27 protein-coding genes are annotated in these 18719 nt (G+C 68.8%); 18 read left to right on the plus strand and 9 right to left on the minus strand.

Features of this window, described 5'->3' with window-relative positions; all coding sequences use genetic code 11:
- The 10 genes from EAO71_RS39380 to EAO71_RS38005 all read left to right on the plus strand — a co-directional run.
- The coding region (locus tag EAO71_RS39380) for a lysozyme family protein (protein WP_459112788.1) at positions 1-498 on the plus strand (498 nt) is incomplete at its 5' end.
- A 2-nt stretch (positions 499-500) separates the two neighbouring features.
- Positions 501-2735 carry a hypothetical protein gene (locus EAO71_RS33545; RefSeq protein ID WP_147981602.1) on the plus strand — a complete coding sequence of 745 codons (2235 nt, stop codon included), beginning with the start codon at positions 501-503 and terminating at the stop codon, positions 2733-2735.
- Between the two features lies 1 nt (position 2736).
- Positions 2737-3825 carry a DUF5047 domain-containing protein gene (locus EAO71_RS33550; RefSeq protein WP_147981603.1) on the plus strand — a complete coding sequence of 363 codons (1089 nt, stop codon included), beginning with the start codon at positions 2737-2739 and terminating at the stop codon, positions 3823-3825.
- The gene (locus tag EAO71_RS33555) at positions 3822-4424 is read left to right on the plus strand and encodes a hypothetical protein (protein WP_147981604.1); all 603 of its coding nucleotides are present in this window, start codon (positions 3822-3824) and stop codon (positions 4422-4424) included. The genes EAO71_RS33550 and EAO71_RS33555 overlap by 4 nt, the downstream gene beginning before the upstream one ends.
- A 9-nt stretch (positions 4425-4433) precedes the next feature.
- Positions 4434-5075, plus strand: coding sequence for a hypothetical protein (locus EAO71_RS33560; RefSeq protein WP_147981605.1), 642 nt, complete (start codon positions 4434-4436; stop codon positions 5073-5075).
- Between the two features lie 62 nt (positions 5076-5137).
- The gene (locus EAO71_RS33565; protein ID WP_147981606.1) at positions 5138-6010 is read left to right on the plus strand and encodes an N-acetylmuramoyl-L-alanine amidase; all 873 of its coding nucleotides are present in this window, start codon (positions 5138-5140) and stop codon (positions 6008-6010) included.
- Positions 6011-6021: 11 nt separating this feature from the next.
- Positions 6022-6372, plus strand: coding sequence for a hypothetical protein (locus EAO71_RS33570; protein ID WP_147981607.1), 351 nt, complete (start codon positions 6022-6024; stop codon positions 6370-6372).
- The gene (locus EAO71_RS33575) at positions 6372-6794 is read left to right on the plus strand and encodes a hypothetical protein (RefSeq protein ID WP_147981608.1); all 423 of its coding nucleotides are present in this window, start codon (positions 6372-6374) and stop codon (positions 6792-6794) included. The genes EAO71_RS33570 and EAO71_RS33575 overlap by 1 nt, the downstream gene beginning before the upstream one ends.
- A 3-nt stretch (positions 6795-6797) precedes the next feature.
- Positions 6798-7157 (plus strand): hypothetical protein, encoded by a 360-nt coding sequence (locus EAO71_RS33580; protein ID WP_147981609.1) that lies wholly within the window; start codon positions 6798-6800, stop codon positions 7155-7157.
- An 11-nt stretch (positions 7158-7168) separates the two neighbouring features.
- Positions 7169-7333, plus strand: coding sequence for a hypothetical protein (locus EAO71_RS38005; protein WP_187282930.1), 165 nt, complete (start codon positions 7169-7171; stop codon positions 7331-7333).
- Between the two features lie 43 nt (positions 7334-7376).
- Here EAO71_RS38005 and EAO71_RS33585 read toward each other — a convergent pair whose 3' ends face one another.
- Positions 7377-7958: a hypothetical protein gene (locus tag EAO71_RS33585; RefSeq protein ID WP_222723613.1), complete on the minus strand. Its 582-nt coding sequence runs from the start codon at positions 7956-7958 to the stop codon at positions 7377-7379.
- A 173-nt stretch (positions 7959-8131) separates the two neighbouring features.
- On the opposite strand from EAO71_RS33585, the gene EAO71_RS33590 reads away from it, so the two are divergent.
- The 3 genes from EAO71_RS33590 (at position 8132) to EAO71_RS33600 (ending at position 9729) form a co-directional block, all read left to right on the plus strand.
- Entirely contained in the window at positions 8132-8458 is a 327-nt protein-coding gene (locus EAO71_RS33590) for a hypothetical protein (protein WP_147981611.1), read from the plus strand.
- Positions 8459-8632: 174 nt separating this feature from the next.
- Positions 8633-9274, plus strand: a complete 642-nt coding sequence (locus EAO71_RS33595) for a recombinase family protein (RefSeq protein ID WP_147981612.1) — start codon at positions 8633-8635, stop codon at positions 9272-9274.
- Positions 9275-9375: 101 nt separating this feature from the next.
- Complete coding sequence (locus EAO71_RS33600; protein WP_147981632.1) at positions 9376-9729, plus strand: hypothetical protein; 354 nt, start codon at positions 9376-9378, stop codon at positions 9727-9729.
- Between the two features lie 93 nt (positions 9730-9822).
- Here the strand turns inward: EAO71_RS33600 and EAO71_RS33605 are convergent, their stop codons facing one another.
- Positions 9823-10518: a hypothetical protein gene (locus tag EAO71_RS33605; RefSeq protein ID WP_147981613.1), complete on the minus strand. Its 696-nt coding sequence runs from the start codon at positions 10516-10518 to the stop codon at positions 9823-9825.
- Positions 10519-10595: 77 nt separating this feature from the next.
- Between EAO71_RS33605 and ku the strand changes: the two genes are divergently transcribed.
- The gene (ku, locus tag EAO71_RS33610) at positions 10596-11525 is read left to right on the plus strand and encodes a non-homologous end joining protein Ku (protein ID WP_147981614.1); all 930 of its coding nucleotides are present in this window, start codon (positions 10596-10598) and stop codon (positions 11523-11525) included.
- Here ku and EAO71_RS33615 read toward each other — a convergent pair.
- Entirely contained in the window at positions 11522-11911 is a 390-nt protein-coding gene (locus EAO71_RS33615; protein ID WP_147981615.1) for a DUF6233 domain-containing protein, read from the minus strand. The two genes, ku and EAO71_RS33615, sit on opposite strands and share 4 nt — an antisense overlap.
- Positions 11912-12087: 176 nt before the next feature.
- Between EAO71_RS33615 and EAO71_RS33620 the strand changes: the two genes are divergently transcribed.
- A complete protein-coding gene (locus tag EAO71_RS33620) occupies positions 12088-12570 on the plus strand; it encodes a DUF6221 family protein (protein WP_147981616.1) in 483 nt (160 codons plus the stop codon).
- On the opposite strand, the gene EAO71_RS33625 is transcribed toward EAO71_RS33620, so the two are convergent.
- The 3 genes from EAO71_RS33625 to EAO71_RS33630 all read right to left on the minus strand — a co-directional run bounded on the left by EAO71_RS33625 (position 12567) and on the right by EAO71_RS33630 (position 13723).
- Entirely contained in the window at positions 12567-12770 is a 204-nt protein-coding gene (locus EAO71_RS33625) for a hypothetical protein (RefSeq protein WP_147981617.1), read from the minus strand. The two genes, EAO71_RS33620 and EAO71_RS33625, sit on opposite strands and share 4 nt — an antisense overlap.
- 9 nt (positions 12771-12779) lie before the next feature.
- The gene (locus EAO71_RS38010) at positions 12780-12950 is read right to left on the minus strand and encodes a hypothetical protein (protein WP_187282931.1); all 171 of its coding nucleotides are present in this window, start codon (positions 12948-12950) and stop codon (positions 12780-12782) included.
- A gap of 164 nt (positions 12951-13114) precedes the next feature.
- Complete coding sequence (locus EAO71_RS33630; protein ID WP_147981618.1) at positions 13115-13723, minus strand: UTRA domain-containing protein; 609 nt, start codon at positions 13721-13723, stop codon at positions 13115-13117.
- A 609-nt stretch (positions 13724-14332) separates the two neighbouring features.
- Between EAO71_RS33630 and EAO71_RS33635 the strand changes: the two genes are divergently transcribed.
- The 3 genes from EAO71_RS33635 to EAO71_RS33645 all read left to right on the plus strand — a co-directional run bounded on the left by EAO71_RS33635 (position 14333) and on the right by EAO71_RS33645 (position 16460).
- The gene (locus tag EAO71_RS33635; RefSeq protein ID WP_147981619.1) at positions 14333-15094 is read left to right on the plus strand and encodes an SDR family NAD(P)-dependent oxidoreductase; all 762 of its coding nucleotides are present in this window, start codon (positions 14333-14335) and stop codon (positions 15092-15094) included.
- A gap of 100 nt (positions 15095-15194) precedes the next feature.
- On the plus strand, positions 15195-15911 hold the full coding sequence (locus tag EAO71_RS33640; protein ID WP_147981620.1) for a TetR/AcrR family transcriptional regulator: 717 nt from the start codon (positions 15195-15197) through the stop codon (positions 15909-15911).
- 174 nt (positions 15912-16085) lie between these two features.
- The gene (locus tag EAO71_RS33645; RefSeq protein ID WP_261992475.1) at positions 16086-16460 is read left to right on the plus strand and encodes a PhlB family protein; all 375 of its coding nucleotides are present in this window, start codon (positions 16086-16088) and stop codon (positions 16458-16460) included.
- A gap of 153 nt (positions 16461-16613) precedes the next feature.
- Here EAO71_RS33645 and EAO71_RS33650 read toward each other — a convergent pair whose 3' ends face one another.
- From EAO71_RS33650 to EAO71_RS33660, 3 genes are all read right to left on the minus strand, one after another.
- A complete protein-coding gene (locus tag EAO71_RS33650; RefSeq protein WP_147981622.1) occupies positions 16614-17570 on the minus strand; it encodes an electron transfer flavoprotein subunit alpha/FixB family protein in 957 nt (318 codons plus the stop codon).
- A 34-nt stretch (positions 17571-17604) separates the two neighbouring features.
- Positions 17605-18390 carry an electron transfer flavoprotein subunit beta/FixA family protein gene (locus EAO71_RS33655; protein ID WP_147981623.1) on the minus strand — a complete coding sequence of 262 codons (786 nt, stop codon included), beginning with the start codon at positions 18388-18390 and terminating at the stop codon, positions 17605-17607.
- Positions 18391-18418: 28 nt separating this feature from the next.
- A partial coding sequence (locus EAO71_RS33660; protein ID WP_261992364.1) for an acyl-CoA dehydrogenase family protein occupies positions 18419-18719 on the minus strand: 301 nt, incomplete at its 5' end.

An 18719-nucleotide genomic window follows, 5' to 3' on the forward strand; every position in this document is an offset into this window, starting at 1 on the left:
ATCGTCAACCGCTGGGACTCCAACTGGATCGCCGGGCACCCGTCCGTCGGTCTAATGCAGGTCATCGGCCCGACGTTCCGCGCCTACGCCGGGAAGATGGCCGGCGTCGGCCCGTTCGCCTACGGCGTCTCGACCAACCCTCTGGCCAACATCTACGCGTCGATGAGGTACGCCCTTTCGCGCTACGGCTCTCTCCCGCGCGCGTACAACCGGCCTGGCGGCTACGACAGCGGCGGCTGGCTCCAGCCTGGGTGGACCCCGGTCTACAACGGCCTGGGGGCACCCGAGGCGATCCTCACCCCGACCCAGTGGCAGACGCTCTCGAGCGCTGCCGCTGCCGGGCTGGGCGGAGGGATTCAGCCGGGCGACCGGCTGACGCTCGTCGTCGAGGACGGCCCGACCCTGTCCGCCTACGTCGATGGCCGCGCTGACGGACGTGTGGCAGCGACCCTGCAGCCCGCCCTCGCGGCGACCCGAGCCCGACGAAACGGGAGGTGACCGTGGCCATCACCGGCAACTTCCTGTCGGACTCCACCTCGTCGATGGACCCGAGCATCTCGGGCTGGACAGCCAAGCTGAACAGCACGCTCACCAAGGGCACCGGCGGCCGGGTCGGCGACGGCACCCTCAGCATGAAGTCCGTCGCCGCGGGAGAGATGCAGGCCCGCACCGTAGCCTCGTACCCCGTCATCCCGCTGACGGAGTACGAGGCGTTCGCGGACGCGTCCGGAGCCACCGTGCCCGAACGCATCGGAATCCGCTGGCTCACCGCCGCGTCAACAGAGATCAGCATCAGCTGGTCGGTCACCACCACCACCGCCTCCGCCACCTGGCACCGCATAGCCGTGGCCGACCTCGCGCCGGCGACGGCTGCCTACGCCCAGGTCATCCTCTCCTCGATGACGCCTGCCGCAGCGAACGTCATCGGGGCCTTCGAGAACGCCTACCTCGGGCTGCCGTTCCGCACGACCGGCAACCTGCTGTCCGCCAACACGGAGGGCCTTGAGCGGGGCACCACGGGCTGGCTCAACGAGCTGAACTGCACCCTGTCCCGGCAGACGCCGATGGTGCAATGGGCCGCCGACTGGTACCTCGGCGGCGGCCACATGCTGGCCATGACCGTGACCGGCGGCGGCAACGCCTCCACCCGCACCACCGACTTCCCCCAGGCCAGCCCCGGCGTCGAGTACCTCGGCTACGCCTACCTCAGCCCGCCTACCTCTGTGGCGACCACCTGGGTCGAGCTCCGCTTCTACGACGGTGCGTTCGCGCAGCTGGCCGCCACACAGTCCGTCCTCGCCGCCCCCGGCACGGGCGTGTACCGGCAGCGGGTGTCCGCCGTCGCCCCGGCCGGCACCGTCTATGCGGGCCTTGCCGCGGGCATCACCTCCGGCAGCGCCGCCCAGGTGCTGCGGGTCGACAACGCGGTCATCATGGTGGCACCGAAGATCCGCGAAGGCAGCGTCGTCCCCTACGCCGACAGCTCGTTCGAGCAGGGTGTCGGCGGCTGGACGGTCGCCTCCGGTGTGGCGACACTGGCCCGGGTCACGCCGTGGGGCACTGACGGCCTCGACGGCTCTTACTGCATGTCGGTGTCCTCGGCGACCGCGACCACCTCTGTCATCCGCAGCGCGAAGTTCCCGATCTCCGGTGCCGGGGACGCCTTCACGGCCGAGTACGGCATGAAGGTGCAGGCCGGCGGCTGGAACCTGACGCGCACGATCCGCTGGTACGACGCCGCGAACGTCGACCTCGGTACGTCCAGTACCGCATCGGCCGCCGTACCCTCGCCGAACTGGTGGCTCCTCAGCGTCAACGGAACCGCCCCGGCGAACGCCACCCAGGCCGCCATCGAGTGGACGCTGACCGCGACCGCCACCTCGTCCGTCCTGCGTGTCGACAAGGTCAGCCTTTGGGAGACGCTGCCGCAGGCCACCGTCGTCGGCAACGACACGGACGCCTACATCACGGTGACCCTGCGGGAGCTCGACACGACCAGCACCGTCACCGTCTGGCGCGTCCGCCCCGACGGCAGCAGAACCCTGGTCCGCGGCGAGACCGGCCTGATCGAGAACAAGACGCTGGCCTCCTCCGTTCTGGTCATCGAGGACTACGAGGCGCCCCTGGGTGTCTCCGTCTACTACTACGCCGAGACGAAGAACAGCTCAGGCGTCATCACCGGAACCCGGACCACGGCCACCGTCACCCTCGACCCGGGCGACACCGAGATGGCCTGGTTGAAAGACCCCGGCAACCCCCAGCGCAACCTGCGGGTCATGGTGAGGAGGGCCCCCGACTGGGGTCGGCCCATCTCCCAGACCGAGTTCCGTGTCCGCGGCCGACGCAACTCCGTCATCCACTCGGACGTGCGCGGCGGCCTCGAGGGCGACCTCAGCGTATGGACCCGAACCGACCAGGAACGGGCAGCCCTCCACTGGATCCTCGACTCCGGGAACACGCTGCTGTGGCAGGCCGCACCGGGCATGGGCGTCGACGACATGTACGTCAACGTCGGGCAGGCCGGCGAGGCTCGCCCCACGGACTTCGCCCCCGAACTGTGGCGGGCGTGGACGCTGCCCCTGCGGCAGGCCGATATGCCCGTCACGGTCGGCATCACCGGGTCGGCCGGCCGCACCTGGCAGGACATCCTCACCGAGAACGCGACCTGGGGGGACCTCCTCAGCAAGTACGCCACCTGGGAGGACGTCCTGTTCAACCGGCCGATCGGAGGCTGACATGTACCCCGTCTCCGATCGGTTCCTGGCCCGGATCCTGGAAGACCACGAGCCCGTAACCGAGGTGCTGCTCTTCCGCACCGACGGCCTGATAGAACGGCTCGACCACGAGAGCGGATCCGTCCCGGTGGACCGCGGCTCACAGTGCCGACGCACCTGCGCTGTCACCGTGACCGACCCGTCGATCATCCCCCGCACCGCAGCCGACAAGATCGCAACCTACGGTGCACGCCTCCGCCTCAGCCGCGGTGTCTCCTACTCCGACGGCACTCAGGAACTTGTTCCCCTCGGCGTCTTCCGCGTCGACGAGGTTTCCGGCGACGTCGACGACGGGCCCGTCAGCATCAATGGCAAGAGCCTCGAGTGCATCGTCCAGGACGACAAGTTCACCACCCCCTACCGCGCGTCCGGCACCGCCGTCGCCGCCATCACTGCCCTGATCCAGCGCAGCATCCCCGACGCGGTCGTCATCAACCTGGCCACCGACGCCTCGATCGGGCCGCGCACCTGGGACGTCGAAGCCGACCCCTGGGCGGCGGCCGTCGAGCTGGCCGCCGCGATCGGCGCCGAGGTGTACTGCGACGCCAACGGGGACTTCGTCATCGCCGAGCTGCCCGACCTTTCCACGGCCACACCGGTCTGGACGATCAGCGCCGGAGAGGGAGGAGCCTACGTATCCGCCAACCGCGGCATGACCGCTGACGGCGTCTACAACGGAGTCCTCGCCCGGGGCGAGAACACGGAGACCAACACGGCGCCCGTCTCTTCCCTGGTCGTCGACAACGACAGCGGATCGCCCACCTACTGGAGCGGGCCCTTCGGCCACCGCCCGAAGTTCTACACGTCCTCGACGCTCACCACGACCAACGCCTGCACAGCCGCAGCCACCCTGCTGCTGAGGGCGTCGCAGGCGCCGAACGCGTCAGCCGACATCTCCAGCCTGCCCAATCCTGCCCTCGAGCCAGGCGACGTCGTCCGCGTCACCTACCCCGACGGCAGCAAGGAGCTCCACCAGGTCGCCCGATTCACCGTGGCCCTCGGTGGCGGCGCCTTCACCATCGAGACGATCAGCGCCAAGGAGGGCACGTGAACACCACCACGCTTGCCATCAACCTGGTGGACGCCCTCCGAGACGAGGGCCAACGGGTGGCCACCGCAACCCCGGCCATCAGGGGCGGCGATTGGCAGACCGCCGTCGTCACCGCCGTGGCCACGGACGGCACGCTCACTGCGGCCGGTATCTCCGGCATCCGCCGCGTCCAGAACTTCACCGACCCGCTCGTCGGCGACACCATTGTCATCTCGCAAGGCAGCTCGGGCAGTTGGATCGCCGAGGGCCGTCTGGCCAGCAGTACCGGCGAATGGACGGCGCTGCCGTTCGCGGCCGGTTTCTCCGCCACCCCCACCTACCAGGTGCCTCAGTACCGGGTGGTCGGGCAGACGGTCCACATGCGCGGAGGCTTCACCAAGAGCTCGACGCTCGTGTCGGGCGACGTTTTCACCACTCTGCCGGTCGGCGCCCGGCCGCTCGCCGACCACGACATGGTCATCGCCGGCTCCCACGGCACAGCTGGCGCCGGCATCGGCGCCTTCCGCGGCATCCTCCGCGCCAACGGAAACTTCGAGTATCGCGGACCCAGCGTCAGCACGATCGTCTCCATCCCTCCCACCATCTTCTGGCTGACCTGAGAGGCCCCCATGGCAGTGGATGACTACGGGCAGGGCATCTCGATCGCCGACCTGCTCACCGCCCCCAACGCAGAGACGTTGGGCAAGAACATCGCCAACCCGCTGGCTGCCCGCAGCATGATGCGGTTCGCGTCGGCATCCGCCCGCACCGCTGCCCTCACCGGCGTCTCCGCCCCCGTCGAGGGCATGCTCAGCTACCTGCAGGACACCAACAAGGTCTACCTGTACGAGGGATCATCCTGGGTGGAGCTCGCTCGCTACCAGGCGCCCGTCCTCGCGCAGACCAGCACCAACATGACCTTCACCGGCAGCACCTTCGCGAACGGCTCATCCCCACTGTCGGCCGTCATCGTCATGCCGCCGTCCGGGAAAATCCACGTCAACTGGGGCGTCCGCTGCGACAACACCGTGGGCGCCAACACGCTGACCTGCCCGATCGCCGCAGGCGTCGTGACCGGCATCGTCTACAGCCCCACCGACGACGTCGCCACCCAATGGGCCAACACGGTCTCCGCCGGCCCGTTCGTCGGCCTGCAGGAGATCACAGCCCCCGCAGGCGAGAGCGTCACCGTCACCCTCCAGCACCGGATCGCCGGCGGCGGCGGCACCAGTAACCTCCGCTACCGCTACATACGGCTCATCCCCGTCTGACCTGCACAACCCGCCTCAGCCCGCCAGCGTGCGGGCCTTCTCTTTGCCCCGAAGGGGAACCCATGGCCCGTACCGGCCCACAGAAGTACCCGGGCGCCGTCCTCGACCTGTTCTTCGGCAACGGGCGATACAGCGGCAGCGACATGGAAGTGAACTGCGGCGTCATCCACACCACCGAGGGGCCGACCCTCTACGACTACAACGACGGCGCCAGCGCCCCCACGATCACGTCGGTGCCCGACTTCAAGAACCAGCGCCTGGTCCACCACCAGCACTTCGACATCGACGAGTCCGCGCGCGCCCTGGTCAACAAGGCCGGCGGCGTGCAGACGAACACAGCCAACGCCTTTCAGTGGGAGCTCGTCGGCACCTGCGACCCGGCCACGTCGAAGAAGTGGACTGCCCAGGGCATCCAGCACATCTACTGGCCGAACCCGCCGGACTGGGCGATCCGTGAGGTCGCCGCGGTGATGCAGTGGCTGCACAAGAACCACGGCATCCCGCTGACCGGCCGGCCCGAGTGGCGCGCGTACCCGGCCAGCTACGGCGCCACGAGCGTGCGCATGAGCTTCTCCGAGTGGACGAAGTTCACCGGCTGGTGCGGTCACCAGCACGTCCCCGAGAACGACCACGGCGACCCCGGCGCCCTGCCGTTCGCCCGCATTCTGGCCGTCGCGAAGGGCCAGGCCAACCCTGCACCTCAGGAGGACGACGTGGCACTCACCGATGCCGAGATCAAGAAGGTCGCTGCTGCGGCGGCCGAGGCGGTCTGGGTGAAGGCGCTCGCCTCGCCGACCGCAGAACCCGGCACCAACCCGCTGCGGCAGGCCGGGACGTTCCTGCGCTGGGGCGACCAGCACACGGCCGACATCCTCGCCGCGATCGCCGAGCTGTCCGCCCAGGTCGCCGCCCTCGAAGCCCGCCTCACCGACTGAAAGGAACCATCATGCGCATCTTCGGAAGAGAGCCTGCGCTCATCATCGCCGCCGTCAGCGCTGCCCTGTCGCTGGTCGTCAGCTTCGGCTTCGGCCTGTCCGCCGAGCAGGCCGGCGCGATCGTCGCTGTCGTGTCCGCGGTGTTCGCAGCGGCCACGGCTGCTGTGACCCGGCCGATCGCGCCCAGCGCCTTCACCGGTCTCGTCGCCGCTGGCGTCGCGCTGCTCGCGGCCTACGGCCTCGACGTGTCAGCCGAGACGGTCGGCGCCCTGAACGCCGTCGTCCTCGCCGTCCTCGGCCTCATCACCCGCGGCCAGGTCTCTCCGGCCACTCCGGCCAGCCGCAACCTGACTGGGGTGTAGTGCCGCGCCGCATCGCCCGGCGGCTGTCCCGGATCCTCGGCCGCCGCGGCGCCTTCCTCGCCAGCTTCGGCGCCCTGTGGGCTCTCTACGGATTCGGGCAGCTCGTCGAGCCCCTGCCGGACACTCGCGGCATCCGGCTCCTGCTCAACGTCATGCCACTCGAAGCGTGGGCCGGCTGCTGGATCGCCTGCGGCCTGCTCGCGGTGGCAACGTCTGTACTGCCGGAAGGGCGGGACTGGATCGGCTTCCCCGCCCTCCTGGCAATCGTTGTCCCGTGGATGCTGTCGTACCTCGTGTCGTGGTGGCCGCTCGGAGACAACACAAGGGGGTGGGTAACGGCACTGATCTGGGCGGTAGCCGCAGTGCCGGTGATCGTGGTGGCCGGGTGGAGGGAACCCCCGCGCCCCAAGAAACTGGAGTAGCCCATGAGCGTCGAGACGTGGACCGCGGTGTCCAGTGGCGTGGTGGGGGTGGCCTCCGCGGCTGCCGCAGTGTGGTCCGGCCGGGCGGCACGACGCACCCGACGCGACCACCGGCGCGACGACTTCACCGTCGTCACCGACGCCATGAGGAAGGAGATCGATCGGCAGGGCCTTCGGATCGACGAGCTGGAGCAGGCCACCGACCGGCAGGACCAGCGCCTCGAGGGCGCCGGCGTTGCCATCACCTACCTGATCGAACGCATCCGTGGTCTGACATCCTGGGTGCGGTCGATCGACCTTGAGCCGCCTGCCGCCCCGCCTGTTCCGGAGAGGGCCCGCGAGTTCATCCACCACGACGTGTGAACTGGATTGCTATGACCGAATTGCCTGCCCAGCGGCCTGTGGAGCGCCGTGTCGACGAGACGAGCGCCGACGTGGCCACCCTCGTCGACATGGGCGTCCTCGAGGAGCCGCCCGTCCCGCAGTACACGGGACTGTTCATCGAGCCTGACCTTCCGCCGCACGAAGACGCGGCATGACAGAGCCCCCACCGCCTCAAGGCGGTGGGGGCCCTTTTGTGCGTCAGGGGGCGAGCTCCTTCTTCAGCTGTGCAACCTGCGCGCCCGCGTCAGCAGCCGGCACAGTCCACCGGTAGGCCGTGCCGTTGCCGTCCGTGTACAGCAGCGTGCCGCCCCGCTGAGCCTTGGCCAGGTCGAAGGCGATGCCGTCCCACACGAACGTTCCGGGTTCGACGGGGCCGCCAGCGTTGAAGGAGTCCGCCACGACGTTGTACGACTCGCCGTTGCCCTCGCCGATGGCCTGCCCGTCCTTGGCCACCCACTTCCACCCACCGCCAGAGATCGGCGCCACCTGCTCAGCAGCGACCGCCTTCGTCGACTTGGCCTTGACCGCGATGAAGGCGAACACGTCCTTCGAGGGCTTTGTACTCATGGAGCCCGTCACGTAGACGATGGAGGACGGCGTGAGCTCCAGGACTCCTGCTCCGCCACTGCCGATGGTTTCTGCGGGGGCACCCAGCTCGAGCGTCTTCACCGCAGGCTCGGGCGCCGGCGAGTCGGTCGGCGCGACCGTCGCTGTCGGCTCCTTCGTCTCCGCTGCACCGGGCTTGTCGTCACCACCTGAGCTGCAGCCGGTGGCCGCCAAGAGAAGAGCGGAGGCAAGGATGAGGCGAGTTGTGCGCATGGTGTCCCCAGGTTCGGTGAGAGACAGGACCGTAGCCGTCCGTGTGTCCGCTCCGCAGCGACTTAGGCACATCGCACGCTGCGAACGCTCACGACAACCCACACGCATGAGGCGCTGTGCGCCACCATACGACCATGCCAAGAGACAGATTCCATGAGAACGACGGCCGGACGCGTTACGTGGGCCCCGCCATCGTCGTGTTCCCAGACGGTCGTGAAGTCGCTGTCACCGCCTCCTTGGTGATTCGGCTCGACCCGGCCACGGTGCCTGACTTCGACTACGACAGGCACAGCACTTGGGCTGGCAGGATCACGCTGATGGGGGATGGCGACGTGGATCTCTTCGATGCCGACCCCGGCATCCTGCGCATGCCTGATGGGCGCGAGAGCGAGTTCATGGCGACGAGCGGTGGCGGGCACCAAAGTGGGTGCTCTGGCATTGGACCAGCCCCCTTCGGCTAGATCCCACGCCACGCCTGCTCGCAACGCCTGTTCATCAATCGGTCGGTCGGTGAACCTGAACGGATCACCCCTCCAACCCCCGGTCCAGAGTTGCCGATTGTTCATCAATCAGTTCAGGAATGGGCTACCGTTCAAGAACCTAGCGCACCCGTTTGATGATCAGGGGAGGGGTTCATGGCCCTTATCGGGCTCGTCCGAGTCAGCACCGACAAGCAGAACACCCAGCGCCAACATGACGCGCTCGCACCGATCTGCCTGAAGATCTTCGAAGAGAAGATCAGCGGCAAGCTTCAGGCGGAGGATCGCCCCGCGCTCTCGGCTGCCATCGAGTACATGCGCGAAGACGACATGCTCTGCGTGCAGGAGGTCGACCGTCTGGGGCGCAACCTGCTCGACGGGCTGATCGTCCTCAATGACCTCTTCGAACGGGGCATCGCGGTCAAGGTGCTGGCAGGCATTGCGGCTGGCGAGCACCGGGAACGCTCCCTCATCCTCGACCTCGCGCTAGCCCTCGCCGAGGACCGGCGCCGCGACATCGTGAGGAAGACGAACGACGGACTGGCCGCGGCACGCGCCCGAGGCCGAGTCGGCGGCCGGCGCCCCGTGATGACTGAGCCCCTCGTCATCCAGGCCGTCGCCCTTAGGGAGAAGGGCTTCACGCTCCGCCAGATCCAGCCTCACCTCCGCATCACCGAAGGTAAGAACAAGGGGAAGAACCCCAGCGTTGGAGCCATCTCCGAGGCGCTGCGCGCTCACGACGCGGAGACCCAGGCCCTTTCAGTGGGCAGCCAAGGGGATGCCCAGGGAGTGCACTGATGCCTCTCGTCGACGGCCACCCGACTGGAGCAGGAGGAAGCAGGCCAGTGAACCGGCCTTGGATTCGAAGGAACATCGACCAGACACGGCTGTGGATGTCCATGCCCTATGACAAGGGGAACCGAGCCTGGATCCACTCAGCGTTGAGCGATCGGATGCGACCCGAGTGGAACCGGGCGGCGCGAAGGTGGGAGATTGCCAAGCCGCACCTCCGCCCGCTGGTCGAAGCGCTCGCTGAACGCTACGGCGAGGTCGACGTATACCTGCAGTTCTCGCTCCTCGAACGGTGCCACGGAATGTGCCAGCGTGCTACCGGCGACGACTGCACCTGTTCGTGCATGGGAGAGAACCATCAGGGCGCCGCGTACTGGAAGCGGTGGATCACCGTTGGTGATGACCTGCTCATCTCCGCCGAGCATAAGGAACGCCACTTCGTGGTATGCCGCACCCTCTAGCGAGACGTCAAGCGCTACATGGGCACGCGGAAGGCCCCTCTGGTCGGAGGGGTCTTCGCGGGTGTCGACAGCGGGCTTTCGTGCCAGCATCGCCTACGTGGCAGCCCATGTGGATTCGATCTGCAGCTCCCGGTGCACGAACCAAGGCTTGTGACCCTTGAGCCGGCATTCGATGCGCAGGCGCACGGGCTGCTCCTTCACCTCGCCGCGCCATCGCTCTTGGGCGTCGTTATCGTCCCACCAGAACGGAGCCTGCGTGTTCGTCATGTCGAGGACCTTGAAGTCGCCCTTCTCTAGTCGGAAGAGCGGGGTCGATCTGCCCGGAGCGGCAACATCGTCAATGCCAGGGGTGAAGCAGAGTGGCCCCCAGATCTGTGCGGCCACGTCTTCTGCGGTAGGAGGCGGTGCCGTTAGAGGCGTTCGATCCACGCCGTCGTCCTTGATCCGTATGGTGACCGCATCCAGGAGCTCTAGGCCGACGGGCCCTATGAGTCGAATCTTGAAGGTTGCCCGGCGGCCCGGGCTGGGTCGATGGACGGTCACCTCGAGCTGAGGTGTCAGCTCCGCGTGCCACCTATTGCGCTCAATCGCAGCCATGGCCTCTGCAGTATCGCTGGCGCGGCTCGTCGCCTTCCATGCAGCGACTGCTGCAATCACGCTGGCCACGGCCGCGATGACCCCAAGCTGATCTCCGTCGAGCCACTTCATGTACCTCGTGCCGATGAGCGCTGCCACCGCCAGCGCCACCATGGCGACGGCCCCGATGCGTCTCTTCCGTGTTCCTGACATAGCGGGACTCTAGTAGTGCGATCATCATGCCGACGTGTCTAGCCTGGACATCTGCCAGGGGGGTCCTGGAGGACTCCATGCCGCACACGATCTGGTCCGGGGCGATCTCGTTCGGGCTGGTCACGGTGCCCGTGAAGCTGGAGACGGCGACCGAGTCGCACTCGGTGGCGTTCCGGCAGGTCCACGTCGAGGACGGCGGCCGGATCCGCTACCGGAAGATCTGCGAGATCGACGGCCAGGAGTTGTCCGAGGCGGAGATCGGCAAGGGCTACGAGGTCAGCAAGGACAGCATCATCCCGATCACGGACGAGGACCTGGCCGGCATGCCGCTGCCGACCGCCCGCGCGATCGACATCGTGTCCTTCGTCGACTGGTCGACCATCGACCCCCGGCACATCGGGGAATCGTCGTACTACATCAGCGCCGACGGCCAGGTGGCGGCCAAGCCGTACACCCTCCTCCGCCAGGCCCTGGGCCGCACAGAGAAGGTGGCTGTCGCGAAGGTCGCCATGCGCGGCCGGGAGAGGTTGGCGTTGCTCCGCCCCGTCGGGGACGCCTTGGTCCTGCACACGATGCGCTGGGACGACGAGATCCGAGACCCGTCCGAGCTGGCCCCCGACGAGGTCGACCTGACCGACGAGGAGATCGAGCGAGCCATGGCGCTCATGGACTCCATGACCGTCGAGACGCTGGACGAGCTGGAGCTGACCGACCTCTACCGCGAGGCCCTGGTCGAGGTCATCGAGGCGAAGGCCGAGCACCGGGAGCCGGCGTCGGTGGGCGGCGAGGAGCCGGCCCCGGCCGGGCAGGTCGTCGACCTCATGGCCGCGCTGGAGCAGTCCGTCCAGGACGCCCGCGCAGCCCGCGGCGAGACCGGCGGGAAGCCCGGCACCGTGCACGAGATGCCGAAGAAGAAGACCGCGGCCAAGAAGAAGGCGCCGGCGAAGAAGCAGGCCGCCAAGAAGACCGCGGCGAAGAAGTCCACCCGGAAGCGCGCCGCCTCCTAGGGTGTCCCGCCGCCGGGCAGCTTCCTCGGCAGCGGCTTCTCGATCCCGAACTGGGCCAGCGACCCCCACGGGTTGCAGATCTCGCACATCTCCATGCCTGGGAACTCGCGCAGCGCGATGAGGACCTCGTCGGCGTCGAGGATGCCGCCGCCTCGGTCGTAGAGGCCGCAGCCGCCGCGGTGCAGCATGGGCTGGCCCTCGACTGCCCGGGACGGCTGGACCTTCCAGGCCTGCTCGCGGCGGGCGACGTCCTTGCGGCGTGCCTGCTCCTTCTCCTCGGCCTCCAGTTCCCGGATCGTCCGGTCGGTCTCGGCCAGCTGCCAGCGCAGCCAGTCGCGGAGGGTGCGCTGTTTGTCGAGGCGCTCGGAGATGGACAGGGGGCTCATGGCGTGAATGCTACGTCTGTTCGATTTTCGGATGCCAGTGGAGCCCCGGGGCTGTCAGCGGCGCCCGCTACCGTGAGGGCATCACATTCGCTCTTGCTGGCAGCAGCGCGAATCGAACCCGCCCGTCGGACCCTCCGGGGACAGCGCCCGACGGGCGGGACGCATCTGGAGGCACCGTGGACCTGGTCGAGTTCCTGAACGCCCGCCTCGACGAGGACGAGCGGGTGGCCACCGCTGCTCACTGGGACGGCCACCCGGATGAGACGTGCTGGTCCGTGTACCTCGGCGACCAGGAGTGGCACGAGCGCCGAATGGTCGTGCTGGATCACGAAGACAACGGCGTCGCTCTCGTCTCGGACCTTGCGACTGACGAGGCTGGTCGCGCATTCGGCGTGGCGATCGCTGCGAGCGAGTCCTCAGACGAGGACGCCATTGCCCGGCACATTGCCCGCTTCGATCCGCAGCGGATCGCTGCTGAGGTCGACGCCAAGCGGCGAATCCTGGTGGAGCACCGGCAGGACTCGCTGCCGAACGGCATCGACCTGAACGAGTGCGCGACGTGCGGCGGGGTGAACGAGGCATGGCCGTGCCTGACGCTGCGCCTACTGGCCCTGCCCTATGCCCAGCACCCCGACTACGACGAATCGTGGCGCCCCTAGCTGTCGCCAGGCTCCGGGTGTCGGACCGTCTTCTTCAGCGTCGCCTCGATCTCGTACCGATCCTGCCCGGTTGCCGCGGCGTGCGCGGTAATCGCGGTCTGGACGGCCTGGGCGGCCTCGACGGTCAGGGTGCCGGCCTGGATCTCGGCCCACGCACGGGTCTCCAGCCGGATCAGTTCGTCAGAGAGTTCGATCGCCACGGGCGGATCCTATGCGGCCAGCTCCTGCTCGGCGCGCATCGCCTCGGCCCATGCGACGACGAGCCGGTCATACTCGCCGCGGGACTCGACCGGCAGCAAGCCGCCGACCCACAGCGCGCGGATCGCGGCGTTGAGGGCTGCCGCGTCGGGGCGGGCCGGCTGATCGGGCGTCTCGGTCATGAGAGCAAGGCTACGTCGCAGGTCTGACATCCCCGTTTTGGATGGTTGCCTGCACTGGCCGATAGTTCCACGCGGAATTGTTGTCGAACGGGCATAAATGCAGAACGCACACTTCCGTCAGGTGCCACTTTCGGCCACACTCGTGTCCCATACTGACTCGGCAGTCAACTGCCGACCGTCCACCTGCCCGCGGGGAGCACGAGATCAGCGACCTCCGTTACCACTCCCGCAGCGTCAAGTCGGGTGCGGTCCACAAGCAAGGCCGGCGATCCGGCGGGCACGCCCAGCATGTGCGCCTCTTCGGGCGTCACGGAGTGGAGCGAGACGGAGATCCGGACGGCCTCGTGGCGCCGGCGGCGTCCGCGCCACCACGATGTGACGATCATGGCCGGGCGCCCGTCAGGATCCAGGAGCTCGACTCGTTCGCAGGCGACCTGGGTGTGCGGTTCGCAGCCAAGGCGCATAGCCAAGTCGTCGTCGGTACGCGGCCGGGAGCGCTCGGTCTCGCCGATGCCGTAGGGCCATGGTGCGTCGGGGTCGACAAGCGTTCGCATACCGGGAGCATCGCGGACAGTGAGACGGCTGCGGGCGCGCCCTTCAAGGTGTCCAGCCGTCCGGAGCATCTGCACGGCTCTGTAGGTGGCGCCTTTGCCGATGTTGAACTCGACGGCGATGGATCGGTAGGACGGGAACTCGCTGCCGGGAGGGTAGGTGCCGTCCTGGATGCGTTGCAGCAGCTGGGCAGCCAGCTGTCGCTGCAGCCCTTCTGCCATGTGCGACCCCTGAGACGATCTTGGGACGCAACCGTAAAGGGGGCTGGCTTGCCTGCTACGTGGCAGCTAGCCTCGAATGATCCAGACGTAGCCCTGCGGCGTGCCTGGCATATGCCGCAGGGCTAGCTGTAGGTTGACGGAATAGAACGCGTGTTCACCCGAAGGGGTGAACCAGCGGGTGATCATGCAACGGACGGGCAAGGAGATCCGTCATACCCCTCAGACGCGTCGGGGTAGCCAACCCAGGCCCGCTCCACGGCTGGCCTCGACGCGAGGCGGCCCCCCTCCGTAAGCGCCGGAGGGGGGCCGCGCTCATTGTTTACCGTGGGCGCGGAATGCGCATTCCCCACTTGGGAGATTCTTGGGAGATGATCATGCGGGAGCTACCCGGAGCAACCCGGAGTAGTCCGGAGATACACCGGCCCAAGAGGGCCAGTCTCCCGGGGTTGTCGGGTCTCCCGGCTCTCTCTCCAGCGACCTAAAGGCAAGGCTCGGACATCATGCAGATCTTCGAGGGGACCAACCAGATCCAGCGGCTGGTGATCAGCCGCGGCCTCGCCCGCTGACGCCCGACACCAGCCGACCATCCGTACACGATCGAGGAGTTCCATGGACATCGCCGGTTCCGCCGCGCTCGTCACCGGCGCGGCGTCGGGTCTCGGCGCCGCCACCGCCGCCGCACTCGCCGCCCGCGGCGCCACCGTCTACGGCCTGGACCTGGACAAGGCGGTCGTCGCCGCCGGCCCGCAGCCCGACGGCGTCACCCTGCTCTCGGCCGACGTCACCGAGGAGGGTCCGGTCCGCGAGGCCCTGGCCCGGATCGAGGCCGACGGGGCCGAGCTGCGGCTCGCCGTCAACTGCGCCGGGATCGCGCCCTCCGCCCGCGTCCTCGGCCGCAAGGGCCCGCACGATCTGGACCTCTTCCGCGCGGTTTTGAACGTCAACCTGCTCGGCACCTTCAACGTGATGCGACTGGCCTCCGAGGCCATCGCCCGCCAGGAGCCGGACGAGCACGGCCAGCGCGGCCTGGTCGTCAACACCGCCTCCATCGCCGCCTTCGAGGGCCAGGTCGGGCAGATCGCGTACGCCGCCTCCAAGGCCGGGGTCGCCGGCATGACCGTCACGGCCGCCCGTGACCTCGCCCAGTACGGCATCCGGGTGGTCACCATCGCCCCCGGCATCGTCGACACCCCGATGATGGCCGGATTCAGCGAGGAGATCCGGGCCGGTCTCGGCGCGAGCGTCACCTTCCCGCAGCGCCTGGCCCGCCCGGAGGAGTACGCCCGGCTCGTCACCATGGTCGCCGAGCACGACTACCTCAACGGCGAGACGATCCGGATGGACGGCGCCCTGCGCATGGCGGCCCGCTGAGGCCGGCGGCCCGCGGGGCCGCCCGATCGAGAGCACTTGGTGCCACCTTTGGCTGGCACCAAGTGCCGTGATCATGGTGCCCGGGTGCTAGGTTCGGCCCATGGGAACGGGAACAGCGTCCACGAACTCCGCGAAGCCCGGGATGCGGGAATCCCTCATCGCCGCGGCCTTCCAGCTCTTCCTGGAGCGGGGGTACGAACAGACCACCGTCGACGACATCGTCCGCACGGCCGGGGTCGGACGGCGCTCCTTCTTCCGGTACTTCCCGTCCAAGGAGGACGTGGTCTTCCCCGACCACGAGCAGTGCCTCGCCGACATGACCGAGTTCCTGGCCGCCAGCGAGGACGCCGACGACCCCATCGGCCGGGTCTGCGACGCCGCCCGCCTCGTCATGCGGATGTACGCCGAGAACCCCACGTTCTCCGTGCAGCGCTACCGCCTCACCCGTGAGGTGGCGGGCCTGCGGGCGTACGAACTGTCGGTCGTCTGGCGGTACGAGAAGACCCTCGGGGACTATCTCCGCACCCGCTACGCGGACCGCCGCGACGGCACCCTGCGGGCCAACGTGGTCGCGGCAGGCGTGGTCGCCGCGCACAACCACGCGCTGCGGCACTGGCTGCGTTCCGGCGGCGAGGGGGATCCCCTGGCCGAGGTCGACCGGGCGCTGGAGTTCGTGCGGGACACCTGGAGCCCGGACGGCGCGCAGGGCGCCGCGGCCGGCGAGGAGACCGAGGACGTGGTCGTCGTCATCACCAAGCGCTCGACGCCCATGTGGCGGGTGGTGCGCGAGGTGGAATCGAGCATCGGCGGGAGCTGAGAACGGCAGCCGCACCGCGCTCGCGAGGCCGGTCACGGCACCTCGGGGATCTCGGTGTCATCACGACGGGGAACTCAGGTCTCCGCAGGTCTTTATTCCATGGCACTCAGTGCCATAGATTGAGTCCATGCACGGTTGAGCCGCCGAGTGCAAGGAGAAGGCATCGTGTTCCAGATGGGACTGAGGAACGGCGGCGCCGTCCGGACCGAGGAATCGGCCGCCGGCGCCGAGCTCTACTTCCAGCGCTGCTGCTGGTGCCACACCACGACGTTCCAGAGACTGCTCTGCCCGACCTGCGGGTCGACCGACCTGACCCCCGAACTCAGCGAGGGCGAAGGCGTGATCACCGTGCGCCGCGGGGTCACCGCCGCCGAGGCGGATCTCTGGCCGGTACACATGGCGGAGGGTTTCGTGGTCCGCTGCCGGGTCGACGGCCCGCTGCACGCGGTGCGCCCCGGGGTGCGCGTCAGACTCTCCTCGGGCGGCGCCGTGCCGGCGCAGCCGGTCGTCCGCCTCTGCGAAGAGGTCCCGCTCGACGGCTGGATCTGACCGCGCGCGAAAGGGCCGGTCGGTGGCACGGGGTGCCACCGACCGGCCCTTTCTCATGTCCCGCGGCATACGTTCCCGTCCCCGCCGACCCGGTACGGGAACGGCCCGCGGGTCCTGACCGGACCTGCGGGCCGTTCTCCGGCGAACTCCGGGTCAGCGGGCGCCGATCTCGTCCGTCAGCTGCGGCAGGACGGCGAACAGGTCGCCGACCACGCCGTAGTCGACCAGGTCGAAGATCGGGGCCTCCGGGTCCTTGTTGACCGCGACGATCGTCTTCGAGGTCTGCATGCCCGCGCGGTGCTGGATGGCACCGGAGATGCCCGCCGCGACGTACAGCTGCGGCGAGACCTGCTTGCCGGTCTGGCCCACCTGGTTGGAGTGCGGGTACCAGCCCGCGTCGACCGCGGCGCGCGAGGCGCCGACGGCGGCACCGAGCGAGTCGGCGAGCTTCTCGACGACCTCGAAGCCCTCGGCCGCACCGACACCACGGCCGCCGGAGACCACGATCGCGGACTCGGTCAGCTCGGGGCGCCCGGTGGAGACGCGCGGGGTCCGCGAGACGACCTTGGCGGCGTTTCCGGTGAAGGCGACGGTCACGTTCTCGACCGTGCCGGCGGCCGGGGCGGCCTCCGGGGCGGCGGAGTTGGGCTTGACGGTGACGACCGGGACGCCGTGCGAGACGGTCGACTTCACCTGGTACGAGGCGGCGAAGGCGGACTGCGTGGCGACCGGGCCGTTCTCGCCGGCCTCCAGCTCGACGGCGTCGGTGATGAGGCCCGAGCCGAGGCGCAGGGCCACCCGGGCGGCGACCTCCTTGCCCTCCCCGGAGGAGGTCACGAGGACGGCGGCGACGCCCCTGTCCTTCGCGATCTGCGTGAGCGCGTCGACCTTCGGCACGACGAGCTGCTCGGCGAACTCGGCGCCGTCCGCGACGCACACGGTGGCCGCGCCGTACTCGCCGGCCTTGGCGGCGATCGCCGCGGCGGCCTCACCGGCGCCGAGGACGACGGCGGTGGGCTCGCCGATCCGGCGGGCCAGGGTCAGCAGTTCGAGGGCCGGCTTGCGGACCGCACCGTCGGCGTGGTCCACGAGAACCAGGATCTCAGCCATGATTCATTGCTCCTGAAACGGTGAACGGTGACGGTCAGATGAACTTCTGCGTGGCGAGGAACGCGGCGAGCTGCTTGCCGCCGTCCCCCTCGTCCGTGACGATCGTGCCGGCGGTACGGGCCGGGCGCGCCGCGGCCGAGTCCACCAGGGTCCAGGACCCGGCCAGACCGACCTCGTCGGCGTCGATGCCGAGGTCGTCCAGGTCCAGCTCCTCGACCGGCTTCTTCTTGGCCGCCATGATCCCCTTGAAGGAGGGGTAACGGGCCTCGCCGGACTGGTCGGTGACGGACACGACGGCCGGCAGCGGGGCCTCCAGCTGCTCGGTGGCGGCGTCGCCGTCACGGCGGCCCTTGACCAGGCCGTCCGCCACGGAGAGCTCCGACAGCAGCGTCACCTGGGGCAGACCGAGGCGCTCGGCGAGCAGCGCGGGCAGCACGCCCATGCCGCCGTCCGTGGACGCCATGCCGCACACGACCAGGTCGAAGCCCGTCTTCTCCAGCGCCTTGGCGAGGATCGCCGAGGTGCCGAAGACGTCGGAACCGTGGATGTCGTCGTCGTTGACGTGGACGGCCTTGTCGGCGCCCATCGACAGCGCCTTGCGCAGCGCGTCCTTGGCGTCGTCGGGGCCGACGGTCACGACGGTGACCTCGGCGTCGTCGGACTCCTCGGAGATCTGGAGCGCCTGCTCGACGGCGTACTCGTCCAGCTCCGAGAGGAGGCCGTCGACCTCGTCGCGGTCGACGGTCAGGTCGTCGGCGAAACCGCGGTCGCCCGTGGCGTCGGGTACGTACTTCACACAGACAGCGATCCTCAGGGTCACGGCCTGGCTCCTTTCAAGTGGCAGACGATTACGGGAGGTTGCGGGCCATGACGATGCGCTGGACCTGGTTGGTGCCTTCGTAGATCTGGGTGATCTTGGCGTCGCGCATCATGCGCTCGACGGGGTAGTCGCGGGTGTAGCCGTAGCCGCCCAGGAGCTGGACGGCGTCGGTGGTGACCTCCATCGCGACGTCGGAGGCGAAGCACTTGGCGGCGGCGCCGAAGAAGGTCAGGTCGCCGTCCACGCGCTCGGACTTCGCCGCGGCCGCGTAGGTCAGCTGCCGGGCCGCCTCCAGCTTCATGGCCATGTCGGCGAGCATGAACTGCACG

It is taken from the genome of Streptomyces sp. MS191 (assembly GCF_008042125.1).
Lineage (GTDB): Bacteria > Actinomycetota > Actinomycetes > Streptomycetales > Streptomycetaceae > Streptomyces.

What these genes read in the sequence shown, in the direction of transcription:
- EAO71_RS33550 (WP_147981603.1), top strand. Translation starts at nt 2,737, where the DNA reads ATGTACCCCGTCTCCGATCGGTTCCTGGCCCGGATCCTGGAAGACCAC.
- EAO71_RS33560 (WP_147981605.1), top strand. Translation starts at nt 4,434, where the DNA reads ATGGCAGTGGATGACTACGGGCAGGGCATCTCGATCGCCGACCTGCTC.
- EAO71_RS33565 (WP_147981606.1), top strand. Translation starts at nt 5,138, where the DNA reads ATGGCCCGTACCGGCCCACAGAAGTACCCGGGCGCCGTCCTCGACCTG.
- EAO71_RS33570 (WP_147981607.1), top strand. Translation starts at nt 6,022, where the DNA reads ATGCGCATCTTCGGAAGAGAGCCTGCGCTCATCATCGCCGCCGTCAGC.
- EAO71_RS33580 (WP_147981609.1), top strand. Translation starts at nt 6,798, where the DNA reads ATGAGCGTCGAGACGTGGACCGCGGTGTCCAGTGGCGTGGTGGGGGTG.
- EAO71_RS38005 (WP_187282930.1), top strand. Translation starts at nt 7,169, where the DNA reads ATGACCGAATTGCCTGCCCAGCGGCCTGTGGAGCGCCGTGTCGACGAG.
- EAO71_RS33590 (WP_147981611.1), top strand. Translation starts at nt 8,132, where the DNA reads ATGCCAAGAGACAGATTCCATGAGAACGACGGCCGGACGCGTTACGTG.
- EAO71_RS33595 (WP_147981612.1), top strand. Translation starts at nt 8,633, where the DNA reads ATGGCCCTTATCGGGCTCGTCCGAGTCAGCACCGACAAGCAGAACACC.
- EAO71_RS33600 (WP_147981632.1), top strand. Translation starts at nt 9,376, where the DNA reads ATGCCCTATGACAAGGGGAACCGAGCCTGGATCCACTCAGCGTTGAGC.
- EAO71_RS33605 (WP_147981613.1), bottom strand. Translation starts at nt 10,518, where the DNA reads ATGTCAGGAACACGGAAGAGACGCATCGGGGCCGTCGCCATGGTGGCG.
- ku (WP_147981614.1), top strand. Translation starts at nt 10,596, where the DNA reads ATGCCGCACACGATCTGGTCCGGGGCGATCTCGTTCGGGCTGGTCACG.
- EAO71_RS33615 (WP_147981615.1), bottom strand. Translation starts at nt 11,911, where the DNA reads ATGAGCCCCCTGTCCATCTCCGAGCGCCTCGACAAACAGCGCACCCTC.
- EAO71_RS38010 (WP_187282931.1), bottom strand. Translation starts at nt 12,950, where the DNA reads ATGACCGAGACGCCCGATCAGCCGGCCCGCCCCGACGCGGCAGCCCTC.
- EAO71_RS33630 (WP_147981618.1), bottom strand. Translation starts at nt 13,723, where the DNA reads ATGGCAGAAGGGCTGCAGCGACAGCTGGCTGCCCAGCTGCTGCAACGC.
- EAO71_RS33635 (WP_147981619.1), top strand. Translation starts at nt 14,333, where the DNA reads ATGGACATCGCCGGTTCCGCCGCGCTCGTCACCGGCGCGGCGTCGGGT.
- EAO71_RS33640 (WP_147981620.1), top strand. Translation starts at nt 15,195, where the DNA reads ATGGGAACGGGAACAGCGTCCACGAACTCCGCGAAGCCCGGGATGCGG.
- EAO71_RS33645 (WP_261992475.1), top strand. Translation starts at nt 16,086, where the DNA reads ATGGGACTGAGGAACGGCGGCGCCGTCCGGACCGAGGAATCGGCCGCC.
- EAO71_RS33650 (WP_147981622.1), bottom strand. Translation starts at nt 17,570, where the DNA reads ATGGCTGAGATCCTGGTTCTCGTGGACCACGCCGACGGTGCGGTCCGC.